Source organism: Bradyrhizobium sp. LTSPM299, from assembly GCF_000938235.1.
Classification (GTDB): Bacteria; Pseudomonadota; Alphaproteobacteria; order Rhizobiales; family Xanthobacteraceae; genus Bradyrhizobium.
This window is the reverse complement of sequence record NZ_JYMU01000094.1, coordinates 1-12,758: the sequence shown is the minus strand read 5'-3', so window position 1 is coordinate 12,758 and position 12,758 is coordinate 1. Positions and strand designations below refer to the sequence as shown.

General features: G+C 64.3%; 11 protein-coding genes and 1 pseudogene. 4 read left to right on the top strand and 8 right to left on the bottom strand.

Annotated features, from left to right (window positions below; translation table 11 throughout):
• Positions 1 to 190 precede the first annotated feature (190 nt).
• Positions 191 to 859, bottom strand: coding sequence for an amino acid ABC transporter permease (locus UP10_RS39925; RefSeq protein WP_044538748.1), 669 nt, complete (start codon positions 857 to 859; stop codon positions 191 to 193).
• Between the two features lie 82 nt (positions 860 to 941).
• The gene (locus tag UP10_RS39920) at positions 942 to 1,700 is read right to left on the bottom strand and encodes an SDR family NAD(P)-dependent oxidoreductase (protein WP_044592639.1); all 759 of its coding nucleotides are present in this window, start codon (positions 1,698 to 1,700) and stop codon (positions 942 to 944) included.
• 242 nt (positions 1,701 to 1,942) lie between these two features.
• Here UP10_RS39920 and UP10_RS39915 point away from each other — a divergent pair, with 242 nt between their 5' ends.
• From UP10_RS39915 to UP10_RS39900, 4 genes are read left to right on the top strand one after another with little or no spacing between them, the layout of a single operon-like run.
• Complete coding sequence (locus UP10_RS39915; protein ID WP_044592638.1) at positions 1,943 to 3,232, top strand: MFS transporter; 1,290 nt, start codon at positions 1,943 to 1,945, stop codon at positions 3,230 to 3,232.
• Positions 3,233 to 3,250: 18 nt separating this feature from the next.
• On the top strand, positions 3,251 to 4,006 hold the full coding sequence (locus tag UP10_RS39910) for an SDR family NAD(P)-dependent oxidoreductase (RefSeq protein WP_044592637.1): 756 nt from the start codon (positions 3,251 to 3,253) through the stop codon (positions 4,004 to 4,006).
• Between the two features lie 22 nt (positions 4,007 to 4,028).
• Entirely contained in the window at positions 4,029 to 4,943 is a 915-nt protein-coding gene (locus tag UP10_RS39905) for a polysaccharide deacetylase family protein (protein ID WP_044592636.1), read from the top strand.
• A 10-nt stretch (positions 4,944 to 4,953) separates the two neighbouring features.
• On the top strand, positions 4,954 to 5,700 hold the full coding sequence (locus tag UP10_RS39900; protein ID WP_044592708.1) for an SDR family NAD(P)-dependent oxidoreductase: 747 nt from the start codon (positions 4,954 to 4,956) through the stop codon (positions 5,698 to 5,700).
• 153 nt (positions 5,701 to 5,853) lie between these two features.
• On the opposite strand, the gene UP10_RS39895 is transcribed toward UP10_RS39900, so the two are convergent.
• From UP10_RS39895 to UP10_RS39870, 6 genes and pseudogenes are all read right to left on the bottom strand, one after another.
• Positions 5,854 to 6,936: a zinc-binding dehydrogenase gene (locus UP10_RS39895; protein ID WP_044592635.1), complete on the bottom strand. Its 1,083-nt coding sequence runs from the start codon at positions 6,934 to 6,936 to the stop codon at positions 5,854 to 5,856.
• Between the two features lie 40 nt (positions 6,937 to 6,976).
• A pseudogene (locus tag UP10_RS46835) lies at positions 6,977 to 8,914 on the bottom strand (autotransporter family protein).
• A gap of 540 nt (positions 8,915 to 9,454) precedes the next feature.
• Positions 9,455 to 9,850 (bottom strand): hypothetical protein, encoded by a 396-nt coding sequence (locus UP10_RS39885; protein WP_044592634.1) that lies wholly within the window; start codon positions 9,848 to 9,850, stop codon positions 9,455 to 9,457.
• Positions 9,847 to 10,362, bottom strand: coding sequence for a hypothetical protein (locus UP10_RS39880; RefSeq protein WP_156180727.1), 516 nt, complete (start codon positions 10,360 to 10,362; stop codon positions 9,847 to 9,849). The genes UP10_RS39885 and UP10_RS39880 overlap by 4 nt, the downstream gene beginning before the upstream one ends.
• 252 nt (positions 10,363 to 10,614) lie before the next feature.
• Positions 10,615 to 11,604 carry a DMT family transporter gene (locus UP10_RS39875; RefSeq protein WP_156180725.1) on the bottom strand — a complete coding sequence of 330 codons (990 nt, stop codon included), beginning with the start codon at positions 11,602 to 11,604 and terminating at the stop codon, positions 10,615 to 10,617.
• 175 nt (positions 11,605 to 11,779) lie between these two features.
• Entirely contained in the window at positions 11,780 to 12,619 is an 840-nt protein-coding gene (locus UP10_RS39870; protein ID WP_044592632.1) for an aldo/keto reductase, read from the bottom strand.
• Between the last annotated feature and the right edge of the window lie 139 nt (positions 12,620 to 12,758).

Here is a 12,758-nt window from a genome sequence, read left to right as displayed (position 1 = left end):
TCTTTTCACCTCGCCCCGCCTGCGGGGAGAGGTCGGATCGCATGCAGCGCAGCGGAATGCGATCCGGGTGAGGGGGTACAGGCCTCTCGATCTTCGACAGTCGCGTTGAGAGCCCCTCATCCCAACCCTCTAAGAGCGAGCTTCGCTCGTCTCGACCCCGTAAGAACGGGGAGAGGGAGAAGGACAGTCATCACACCTTGTCGTAGGTCAGGCCGCGCTCGAGGCGACGCGCCACCAGCGTCGACGGGAACAGGATCGCGAAATAGATCAGCGCCACGACGGTGTAGACCTCGAGCGGCCGGTAGGTGTCGGCGTTGATCAGGGTCGCGTTGTAGACGAGGTCGGGCACCGCAATGATCGACACCAGCGAGGTGTTCTTCAGCTGCGTCACGGACTGGTTGACGTAGGGCGCCATCATCGGCTTCATCGCCTGCGGCAGGATCACGAGCCGCATCAGGCGCCAGCCGCGGAAGCCGAGCGCCTTGGCGGCATCCCACTGCCCGATCGGCACGCTTTCGATGCTGCCGCGCACGATCTCGGCATAGAACGCGCCGCCGTAGAGCGAGAGCACGCTGACGGCTGCGACATGCGCGGGGATGTTGACGCCTATCACCACCGGGAACGCGTAATAGAACCAGATGATCTGCACCAAGAGCGGCGTGCAGCGAAACAGTTCGATATAGGCGATCAAGAGCCAGTCGATCACCGGAATGCGCTTCAAGCGCAGCATGCCGACGATCAAGCCGATCAGCGATCCCAAAATGATGGTGCCGATCGTGTAGGCGATGGTCCAGCCGAGCCCGAGCCAGAACAAATGGCTGTACTTGCCGAGGATCGCAAAATCCCAAACGTAGTTCATGCTGCCCCTCGATGACCGGATTTCTCAGCGTCCGCTGATGTGACGTCTCAGCATCGCAGGCGGACCGGAGCGAGTCACGCAATCACATCAAAGTCAGCCCGCCATCGACCGGCAGCATGGCGCCGGTGACATGGGCCGCGTCCGGCGACAGCAGGAAGGCGACCACAGAGGCAACCTCGTCTGACTGGGCCAGCCGCTGCATCGGATTGGCTTTCGCCACCCGCTGCCAGGTCGCAGGATCCAGCGCGCCGACCAGGCCGGGATCCTTCTGCGTATAACCGGGCATCACGGCGTTGGCGGTGGCGCCCGAGGGCGCAAGCTCGATCGCCAGCGACTTGACCAGCACTTCGAGCGCGGCCTTGGCCGCCGCCGATCCAGGATAGGTCGCGCCGGGCACGAAGCGATGCGGCCCGAAGCTGGAGACTGCGACGACGCGCCCATGCGCGTTCCGCGTCAGGTCAGTCAGCGCGGCGGCCGCCATCTCGTGGAATGCCGCCGCCATCACGGCAAAGGCGCGCTCGAGGCCTTCACGCGGCAGGCTGGCAAAATCGCGCCGGTCGGCAAAGCCCGCGGCGTGCACGATGGTATCGACCGGTCCGAACGCCGCGCGCGCGGCGTCGACGAGCTCGGCACCGGTGCCGGCCTTGGCCAGATCGCCGGTGCGGATCTCGACTTTTGCGCCGGCGCTGCGGCACGCATCCGCAACCGATGTCAACCGCGCTAGGCCGGCGGCCTCGGCGCCCTGCCCGTGCAGCATCAGGCATTGATCCGATGCAGCGAGGCGGCGCGCAACCGCAGCGCCAATGCCGGAGCCGCCTCCCGTGATGATTGAAACTCGCATGAACCGCGTGAGGTCTGTGTTGCCGGAGGACAGCGAACTATAGGTTCGGTGCCGTGAAATGCAAATTGGCGCGCCGTCGCGATGCCCACATCTTCCGGATCGAGAGCCATGACCAAGAGCCATGCCGCGGGGAACTGTCAGCCATCACCGCAGAGCCGTCATGGCGCGCGCCTTGCCCCTCGACACCGCCGGGATAGTCATGTGGAATATTGCTGCGAAAATGCACGTGGCGGGGTGATGCAATGGCGGAAGCTTCTGTTCTGGCCGCGCCGAGCGCGGATCTGGTGGACAACTCCCGCAGGGCGATCTCGGCCGCGGCGATCGGCAACCTGCTCGAGTGGTACGATTTCGGTGTCTATGCCTATCTCGCCGGACTGATCGCGACAAAGTTCTTCCCGAACAGCGATCCGACCGCCTCGCTGCTCGCTGCCTTCGCCGCCTACGGCGTCGGCTTCCTGGCGCGGCCACTCGGCGGCATCGTGATCGGCCGCCTCGGCGACACCAAAGGCCGCAAGGCGGCGCTGCTGCTCACCATCTTCCTGATGGCGTTGGGCACGGTCGGGCTCGGCGTGTTGCCGTCCTATGAGGCGATCGGCGTCTGGGCGCCGATCCTGCTGGTCTGCTTGCGCATCGTGCAGGGGCTCGCTGCCGGCGGCGAATGGGGCACCTCGACCGCCTTCATGGTGGAATGGGCGCCGCCGGACCGCCGCGGCTTGTTCGGCAGTTTCCAGCAGGTCTCGACCGCCGGCGGCTCGCTGCTCGGCTCGGCCGTCGCCGCCATCATGACCTCATCGCTGAGTCAGGCGGAGATGCTCGACTGGGGCTGGCGCGTACCGTTTCTGCTCGGCGTACTATTGCTCTTCGTCGGCGCTTATCTGCGCCGGAACGTCGAGGAGACGCCGTCCTATGAAGCGAGCCGCAAGGCCGCCGAACAGCCTGTTGTCGCCGGGTTGCCGCTCGGGGCCCTCGCGTTCGGCTTCACCATCTTCTGGACCGTCGCCTATTACACGCTGCTCGCCTGGATGCCGAGCTTCACCCAGCGCTTTGCCGGGCTGACCCCCTCGCAGGCGCTGTGGTCGAACACGATCGGCCTGATCGCCATGGTGATCGCGGTTCCTTTCTGGGGTGCGCTGTCGGACAAGGTCGGCCGCAAGCCGCTCCTGATGGCGAGCGCGATCAGCATCGGATTGCTCGCCTATCCGTTGTTCTCGCTGATGACCAACGGCACCGGGTTCGCGCTGGTGATACCGCTCCAGATCCTGCTCGGCATCCTGCTTGCGCTCTATTCAGGCGCGGGACCCGCGGCGATCTCAGAAATCTTTCCGACCCATCTGCGCTCGACCTGGATGTCGAGCGGCTACGCGCTCTCGGTCGCCATCTTCGGCGGCTTCGCGCCGTTCATCGCGACCTGGCTGATCCAGGCCACGGGATCACCGGTGTCGCCGACCTATCTCTATCTGTTGCCTTCGGCGGTGATCTCGCTGCTCGTGATCTGGAGCCTGAAGGAAACCGCCGGGACAAAACTGCGATGAGAAGCTGAAGAGCTCACCATGCTCATTCGATTCGATGGACGTACCGCGATCGTGGCGGGAGCCGCGCGCGGCATCGGCCAGAGCATCGCTCGATCGCTGGCCAATGACGGCGCGCGCGTCGTCGCCTGCGACCTACTGGTCGATGACCTCGCCCCGATCGCAGGCCGCGCCGATGGCGGTGGCGAGATCATCGCTGCCAGGGTCGACGTCACCAACGAGGCCTCCATTGCCGAGGTCGTGCACACGGCCGGCGGCGTCGATATCCTGGTCTATGTGGCAGGAGGCGTGCGCGGCCAGCGGCCCCGGCCGCTGGAGGAGGTGAGCGCGGACGATTTCGACGCCATCGTCGACGCCAACCTCAAGGGTGCGTTCCTGTTCATCAAGGCCGTCGCGCCCGGAATGAAGACAAAGGGAGGCGGCCGCATTGTCACCATATCGAGCCGTGCTGGCCTTGCCACCAGCTTGACCGGCCTCCAGAGCTATCCGGCCGCCAAGCACGGACAGATCGGTCTGGTCAAACAGCTTGCCCAGGAGCTCGGGCCGTTCGGCATCACCGTGAATTCGGTTGCGCCCGGCTTCATGGCGACCAGCCCCGATTACGAGCGGCAGTGGAACAACTGGCCGGCCGACTTCCGCGACAATTTCGTCAACACGATTGCGATGCGGCGCATGGGCGCGCCGCAGGACATCGCCGATGCGGTGACGTTTCTCGCCTCCGACCACGCCTCGTGGATCACGGGGCAGACCATCCCCGTCACCGGCGGCCCGCTGTAGCAAATCATTCGGGAGGACCATCATGAACGAGACATCGAAGCTCGAACCTTTGCAGCTCGAGCCCTGGCAGTGGCCGGAAAGCCACTGGCGCGGTCTGGTCAACCAGGTCCGCGCCGGAAGGACCTATCGGCCCAAGAGCTGGAAGGACGGTGCGCGCTGCGCGTTCGCGCTGTCGTTCGATTCCGACCACGAGACCAACGAGCTGCGCGACGGCGGCAAATCGATCGGGCGCATGGCGTGGGGACAATACGGCAATCGTGTCGGCGTCCCGAACATTCTCAAGCTGCTGGCGAAATACTCGGTGCCGGCGACTTTCTACGTGCCGGCCGTATGCGCGCTGATCTACCCCGACGAGCAGCGCCGCATCATCGCCGAAGGCCACGAGATCGGCATCCATTCCTGGATCCACGAGCTGAACTCGGTGCTGCCCTATGAGGCCGAAAAGGACCTGATGTCGCGCGCGGCCGACGTGCTGGAGAAGACGACCAAGGTGCGGCCGGTCGGCGCGCGCACAGCGTCCTGGGATTTCTCGCCGCATACGCTGCGGATCACCAAGGAGGCCGGCCTGCTCTACGATTCTTCGCTGATGGCCGACGTCGATTGCTACGAGCTGCTCCTGGAAGGCGAACCGACCGGCGTCATCGAATTTCCGGTGGAATGGATCCGCGACGACGCGGTCTATTTCATGATGCACCGGTTCCAGGGCTTGCGTCCCTATACGCCACCGTCGGACGTCTTCGACGTGTTTCGGCGCGAGTTCGAGGCGGCCTATGAGGAGGGCGGAGTCTTCCAGCTCACCTGCCATCCGCACATGATCGGCTACCGTTCGCGGCTGTGGATCATCGAGGAGCTCATTGGGCTGGCCAAGGCCAAGGGCGACGTCTGGTGCGCAACCCATGCCGATGTGGTCCGCTACGCGCGCGACCACGCTGCCTGAGGATTTGCTCATGACAAAGACGGCCCTCGTCACCGGCGGCGCACGCGGCATCGGCCGCACCTGTGCGCTGGCGCTTGCCGATTCCGGACTCGACATCGCCCTCGTCGATCTGCTGGACAAGGAGATGGCAGCAACCGCGCGCGATATCGAGGCGCGGGGCAGGCGTACGTTGACCTTTCAGGCCGATGTGAGTGATTTTTCGCGCGCCCATGCGACCGTCGAACAGGTCAACGCGAAATGGGGACATCTCGACGTGCTCCTGAACAATGCGGGCGCAGCGAACCCAAAACCGATTCTCGACATCACCGAGGCGGAATTCGACCGCACCATCGCAATCAATCTGAAAAGCTGCTTCAACTTTATTCATGCGGCCGCGCCGATCATGCTGAAGCAGGACACCGGCGGGCGGATCATCTCGATTTCATCGATCAACGCGCTGTCGGGCGGTGTCACGAGCGCCGTCAGCAAGCATGCCTATGCGGCTGCCAAGGCCGGAATCCTGGGCCTGACGCGGTCGCTCGCCAAGGAGCTTGGACCCAAAGTGTCGGTGAATGCGATCTGCCCGGGCCTCATCGCCACCGACCTCTTGCGCGGTCTGCTCGGTGATCGGGAGGCAGAATTGACCGCAGGCATTGCCATGGGACGGGTCGGCACGCCTGAGGACGTCGCCAGTATCGTACGCTATCTGGCCGTCGAGGCGCACATGTTCATGACCGGCCAGCATTTCGTGGTCGATGGATTTCAATGGAGCTGCTGAGCAGAGCTGCGCCACGATTGCCTGGTTGCGCGGATGCCGGGCTGTTTCAAGAGGACAGCGAACTACCGGTTCGGCGTCGTGAAATGCAAATCTGCGCTGATACAGACCTGAATTCGTAGGCTGAGTTAACTAACCCCACCTTACGAAATCAACTCACCGCCAGGGCTCGACGAGGATCTTGGTGTGGGCCTCGGGATTGGCGAGGTCGGCGAACGCCTGCGCGACGCCGCCGATGCCGACGCGGCCGGTCACCAGCGATCCGGCATCGACCTGCCCTTCCGCGATCAGTCGCAGCGAATACGCGAACTCCTCGGGCGTGTAGCCGAGCACATATTGGACGTTGAGCTCCTTGAGGATGCCGAGCATCGGCTCGGAGCGGTCGGTCTCCATGCAGACGCCGACCACGACGATGCGGGCGGCGCGCGGCGCGCCCTCGAACACCTGCTGCAACAGCCCGGGCACGCCGACGCATTCGAAGATCAGCGCGGGCTTCAGCGGCGGCAGCATTGCCTGCATGGGCGGCCGCGCGGCCTTCTCTTCCGGCGACATCTGGGCATGCTCTGCCCAACTCGCATACGGCTGCGTTTTTGCGGGATCGATCACGACATCGGCGCCCATCTGCTCGGCGAGCCGGCGCCGCATCGGCGAGTAGTCGGCGGCGACGATCGGATGCAGGCCCTTGATCTTCAGCGCCGCGATCACCGCCAGGCCCACCGGGCCGCAACCGATCACCAGCGGCACCTCGCCGCCGCTGATATTGGCTTTCGCCACCGCGTGCACGCCGACTGCGAGCGGTTCGGTCAATGCGGCGTACTCGGGCGCGAGCCCGTTCGGCACCTCCAGCAGCAGGGCCTCGCTGAGCAGCATCTGCTCGGCATAGCCGCCGACATTCTCGTTGGAATAGCCGATGCCCTTCGGGCCCTGCGGCGTCAGCAGCGCCGGCAGCGAGCAGACCCTTGTGCCCGGCTTCAGCTTGCGCGCGGTGTCCTGGCCATAGTCGAGGATCTCGCAGCAGAACTCATGGCCGAATACGACGTCGCGGGAGAGATCCATCGGCGTGCGGCCCGGAAAGAATTTCGTCAGCTCGACCATGCGGTGGGCGTGCTTGCGCGCGTGCAGATCGGAGCCGCAGATGCCGCAGACCAGTGTCTTGACCAGCACCTGGCCGGTATCAGGCACAGGTTCCGGCATGGTGTCGACGACAATCTCGCCGTTCCTGAAGATCGCTGCGCGCATGATCGCTCCCTGCTCTGTTTTCGGAACAGTAGCACAGGGATCACCACGAATAGCGCATAACACCCTTGCCGGCGTAGGATTGCGTCACGTTGGAAAACTCGCCTTCGAAGGTTGCTGCCGCCGACCAGCCGTTGCGCCATTTGATCTCGGCGGATGCGGTCGTGAGCGCGGAATCACGCGACTGCGCCGCGCCGTTGACCACGAAGGCGGCGCCCGGCAGCGTCTGGAACACCGCACCGATGGTGCGATCCGGCTTGTAGTCGTGCGCCCAGGCGAGCCGGCCACGCAGCGTCACGATACCGCTATCGAGCGCGAACGATTTGTCGGTGCGCAGGCCGAGTTCGCTGCGGGTATCGGTCACGCTCTTGGCGGCGTAGGTGAGCGCAAAGGCACCGCCGCCGGAGACGACGGACTCCGCATAGTTCGGCAGCTCAAACGACGTGAATTGCGCCGCGGCGTAGGGCGTCAAACCGATCCACGGCGTGGCGTAGCGATAGCCGCCTTCGAGCCGCCTTGACCAGGCATTGGCGTTGAACTCGGCGCGCAAATGATCGACGCCCGCCACCGTGACGATGCGATCGGTGGTGATGTCCTGCCAGCCATAGGCGAGTGCGGCGCTGATATACGCCGGACCCACCGTGTGCCGCACGAACGCACCGACCTGGAACAGGTCGGAGCGGCCCCAGCCGAGACCATTGACGCTGAAATTGGTACCGCCACCGGCCAGCGCAAAGCCTGCGATGGTGTTCGGCGAGAAGCGGTAGTCAGCACCGACCGCGGAGCCGTAGACGCTGCTGGTCGTGTTGTTCGACCCGAGCCCCGCGTTACCGCTGGTGGTCTGCGATCCGCCATAGCCCGCCGCCCAGACGCTCCAGCGCTGCTCGAAGTCAGGCCGCGGCGGCGCCTTGTTGATGCCAGCGAACGCATCGCGCGAGTCAGTCTTGCGCGCGGCATAGGCGAGCGAGGTGCTCTCGTCGGCGAACGGCACAGCGCCCGTGCCGCCACCAAAGCCGCCATCGCGCCCAGCGACGAAGGGATCGGTCAGCAGCCCGAGGAAGAGGCCCATTGCGTTGAACGTGTCTGCTGCGAACCGGTTGCGGGCTCACCCGAGGCTTGCGTCAACCCGTTCGGCGTCAGTCCAGCAAAGACGGCGCTGATGCCGCCATTGGCGTTGAAGAAGTTCTGCAGCGTGGTCGCGACGTTCTGCTGATTGATGTTGAGGTTCGACTTGGCGCCATAATTGAGCGCGAAGTTTTAGGTAGGCGTGCGTGGGGTCATAGCTCAGGCTGGCAACCAAACCGGACGGCAGGCCAAGCGTATCGACGCCAGTGAACGCGCCGCTGCGGCCGCCGCTTGCCGAAAGGATGGTATATTGCTTCACAACCGTGCTGCCGGCGGCGACGCCGACACGGACCGATCCATCGAGCGTTGCGGTGCCCGTCACATTGGTGAACGTCGACGTCGTCGAATTGATTCCGACCAGATAGAGCGCGCCCGACTGGAAGGCGAGATTGCCCGAGACGGTCATCGACGTACCAGGCGTGCCATTGCCAGGCAGGAAGATGCCGCCACTTGCGATCGTCGCATTGCCGACGGTACCGACGCCGCTCAGCAGGCCACCGGCATTCACCGTCGTGAGGCTCGATGAGGCGATCGAGCCGTCGACCTGCAGGATCCCGCCATTGATGCTGGTGGTGCCGGAATAGGTGTTGATGCCCGAAAGGATCAGCGTGCCGCTGCCGGTCTTCTCAAGGTTGCCGACGCTGGGCAAAGTGCTAAGCCCATCCTTGGCGAGGGTGAGCCCTCCGCAGCCGCACGGTGCATTGTCGGCAATCACGCCACTGACCGTCGTCGACAGATTGTTGCCGCCGACGACCAGTGTATTGCCGCCGCCGATGTAATAAGTACCGGAGCCTGCGATCGAGCCCGCCGTGATGCGGCCGTCACCATTCAGCCCGAGGCTGCCGCCGAAATCCACAAAGCCGGTACCGTTGGTGATGAACTGCGCGGTGCCGCCGGTCGAGTTGTCGTAGAAGAAGGTCGCGCCGCCGGAATTGGTCGTGATGACCGCGCTTCCGGCGGTCGAAAACGCGTTGAACTCGGTCGCACCGCGATAGTTGTTGGTGATGACTGCGTTGCCAGCGGTCGGCGGGTCCGTGCCGTAGGCCGTGCCGAACGATGTGGTGCCGCCCGTGCCGTTGGTGATCGTGGCGTTTGCCGCCGACGACTGCTCCAGGAACACGGTGCCGCCCGCCATTGTGGTTGGTGATCGTCGCAGTGCCGGCGTTGGTGAAAGCGGCGAAGATCGTGCCGGAACCCTTGTTGTCGATGCTGGCGCTCCCCGCCGTGCTGGTATCCGTGCCGCCGGGAGTGCCGAAGTAGATCACGCTGCCGCTGGTGTTCTTGATCGTGGCGCTGCCGGCGCTGCTCGCGTCCAGGAACAACAGGGCGCCGGCATTGGTGATGGTCATAGTGCTTGCGGACGTCGTGCCGAGGAACTCCGTGAGACCGTAATTGGTCAGCGCGGTGACTCCAGACATGTCGGCATTCTGGATGGCGAACTGTCCTTCATTGATGACTTTGCCGATGATGGACGCGGTATGGGTGGCGTCGCCAGCACCAGCGTCGCGCAGGAGCAGATCGTGGTGCCGCCGCTATAGGTGTTGGTGCCGAGCAACGTCACGACACCGCCGCCGAACGAGCTGCCCAGAATGGTGAGCTTGCCGGAGCCGGCACCGTCGGTGATGTTGCCGGCGATGGTCAGGCTCACGCCATTGGCGTCGATCGCGCTGCCGGATGCCGAATTGTCGATCTTGAAATTGTTGGCGAAGGTCAGGTCGCTCTTACCCTCGGCCTGGAACAGACCGTCCCCCAGCGTCACCGTTCCGGTGCCGACCGAATTGTTGTTGGTCACCTGCAGCGTGCCGACACCGACATAGGTCCGCCCGAATAGGTGTTGGTGCCGGACAGAACCAACGTGCTGGACCCCTGCAACATCACCTGAACGCCGGCGACCGATTCCCCGATATTGTTGGCGATTGAGATTGTCTGGCCGAAATTGGCATTGTCGAAGATGCCGCCGAAGACCGCCGCGGCCGAACTGAATTTGATGTCCGCGCCGGTGAACGCGTAGGACTGCGACGGAACGGTGAAGTTGAAGAAGTCGGGAGCAATCGAGCCGCCTGTGATGTTGACGCTGCTCGATCCGGTCGAATCGAAATAGGCGCCCTTCCCGGCTGAAACCGGCGGCGCACCGGCTGGTGCATTCGACCAGTTGGTGCTGAGGTTGTAGTCCGCCGTGTTGGTCGTGCTACCGGCGCCGCCCCAGGTATAGCCTTGGGCCTGCGCCGCGCTGATCGACAGCAGAGCTGCTGCAGCGCCAGCGAGGAGCCGAGTCGCGCATCGACGCAGCCGCGCTTGAAACAAGCAAGGCAGCCGGATCTGAAGCAAATCAAAAAGAAACAAACGAAAAAAATGCACCGTACCGCCCCAATATTCCCCAGCGCTCTGCGGCGCTTCTGGGCTTAGGCTAGCACGCGGCCCCCCGTAGTTTTGCTGTTTGTTTCACGAATGCCGCCGAGCCGGCTTCCGAAACGAAGCTTTTCGGCCGATCTGTTGTACCCGTGCAACGTTCAGAGCGCCCGGCTTCGCAACCAGCGCACGATTTCGGCCAGTCGGTCAGGCGTTTGGCGACGGCTCGCCGGCCACGGCCAGCAATTGCGAGCGGCGGATGCGCTCGCGGTGGGCGGTGTAGAGGCCTGAGGCCACGATGAAGGCGGCGCCCGCGATGGTCCAGCCATCGGGCAGTTCGCCGAACACGAAGAAGCCGAGGATGCTGACCCACACCAGCTGCGTGTAGGAGAACGGCGCCAACACCGAGGCATCGCCGTAGCGGAACGCCAGCACCACGATCCACTGGCCCGCAGTCGACGCCACTCCGATCAGGAGGCCGAACAGGATGTCGTGCCAGGTCGGTGTGACCCAGACGAACGGCACCAGTACGGAGACGATGACGACGCCCACGATCGACGAATAAGCCATGATGGTGGCGGGACGTTCGCCGCCGCTCATCTTGCGCGTCAGGATCAGCGTGCCGGCCCAGGCCAGCGCCGAAAAGATCGGGAAGAACGCCGCGGGATGGAACGCGGCGGTACCCGGCCGCAGGATGATGAACACGCCAAACAGACCAACGGCGGTCGCGATCCAGCGGCGCAGGCCGACCCTCTCGCCGAGGAAGGCGATCGACAACGCGGTGACGAACAGCGGCGCGACGAAGCTCGTCGCAGACGCCTCCGCGATCGGCAGGAAGCTTAAGCCGGTGATGAAGAGCAGCGAGGAGCCGAGCAGCGCCGAACCGCGCAGCACATGCAGGCCCGGACGCTTGGTTTGCAGCGCAAACAGTGGCGAGCCCGGCAACATCGAAGGCAGCATGATCAGCGCGAACACCACGAAGCGGATCCAGGTGATCTCGATCGAGGGCAGCGTCGACGACAGATATTTGGCGGTGACGTCGGAGGTACCCAGAAACACCGTCGACAGCAGCATCAGCGCGATGCCCTTGAACGGCCGGTCGGTGCGCGCAGGTGCTTTGCGCGCGACGGTCGTCTTTTCAGGCAATGGCAAATAGGCACTGTCCAGCCTGGCGGCTGCGGCGGGGGGCGGAGTCACGGCAATCTCGATGGCAAAACAAAACGAATCTGGCGAGGCTCTCAAAAACTCCAATTCCGCCCGGAGAACAATGCCTGAAAACGGGACTCCGATATGCGTCGGGGTGCGCGACGGCCTGCCGCAGGCCACGCGGGCCCGCGATTGAAACTGTTTCTTAGCAATTGTGTGTGCGGCGCTAGAGCATCGGCAAGCCGCGCGGCTTCGGCCCACGCAGAAACGCCTTGTCGAGCGCGGCGATCTCGCTGTCGTTCAACTTGATATCTCCCGCCGCCGCATTCTCCGCCGCATGATCCGCGTTCGATGCCTTCGGTATCGCAAGCACCGATGAAACACGCGTAAGAAAGCTCAGCGCCACCTGACGCGCGGTCGCCTTGTGCGTCGCTGCGATCGACTGCAGCACCGCGCCGCCCTTGCTCGATGGCGACGGAAAATCATTGTGGCCAAACGGTGAGTAGGCGACCACAGCGACGCCGTGTTCATCGCACCACGGGATCACCGCGTGTTCGATCGCGCGCTCCTGCAGATGATAGAGCACCTGGTTGCAGGCGATCTTGCCCTCGCCGGCGACGTCGAGCAGCTCATCGAGATCGTCGACGTCGAAATTGCTGACGCCCCAGGACCGGATCTTGCCGGCCGCGATCAACTCGTCGAATGCCGCGACGGTGTCGGCGAGCGGATAGGAGCCGCGCCAGTGCAAGAGATAGCAATCGAGACGGTCGGTTTTCAGGCGCTTCAGCGAACGCTCGCAGGCGGCGATGGTGCCGCGCCGCGAGGCATTGCTCGGCAGCACCTTGGAGACCAGGAACAGCTTGTCACGCTGGCCCGCGATCGCATCCGCGATCACCAGCTCGGCGTCGCCATACATCTCCGCGGTGTCGATATGCGTCATGCCGGCATCGATGCCGCGCTGGAGTGCTGATATCGCCGCCTTGCGGTCACCGCGGTCGAGATACCAGGTGCCCTGCCCGATCACCGAAACCTGCGGGCCGTTGTTGCCGAATTTTTTTGTCTGCATGGTCGTCTCGTTCTGCGTGTCGTGCCCCGCACGGAACGATAGTGCAAACGAACGACAATGTCTCCACACCGTCGTCCCGGCGCAGCAGGCTGTGCGAGAAGTCGCGCTGCTTGCGACGGGATGGCTGCATCGGCCAGCA

Bases quoted from the DNA above. Each gene is read 5' to 3' on its own strand.
- UP10_RS39910 (WP_044592637.1), top strand. From the start codon at position 3,251: ATGCTCATTCGATTCGATGGACGTACCGCGATCGTGGCGGGAGCCGCG.
- UP10_RS39870 (WP_044592632.1), bottom strand. From the start codon at position 12,619: ATGCAGACAAAAAAATTCGGCAACAACGGCCCGCAGGTTTCGGTGATC.
- UP10_RS39895 (WP_044592635.1), bottom strand. From the start codon at position 6,936: ATGCGCGCAGCGATCTTCAGGAACGGCGAGATTGTCGTCGACACCATG.
- UP10_RS39905 (WP_044592636.1), top strand. From the start codon at position 4,029: ATGAACGAGACATCGAAGCTCGAACCTTTGCAGCTCGAGCCCTGGCAG.
- UP10_RS39920 (WP_044592639.1), bottom strand. From the start codon at position 1,700: ATGCGAGTTTCAATCATCACGGGAGGCGGCTCCGGCATTGGCGCTGCG.
- UP10_RS39900 (WP_044592708.1), top strand. From the start codon at position 4,954: ATGACAAAGACGGCCCTCGTCACCGGCGGCGCACGCGGCATCGGCCGC.
- UP10_RS39925 (WP_044538748.1), bottom strand. From the start codon at position 859: ATGAACTACGTTTGGGATTTTGCGATCCTCGGCAAGTACAGCCATTTG.
- UP10_RS39915 (WP_044592638.1), top strand. From the start codon at position 1,943: ATGGCGGAAGCTTCTGTTCTGGCCGCGCCGAGCGCGGATCTGGTGGAC.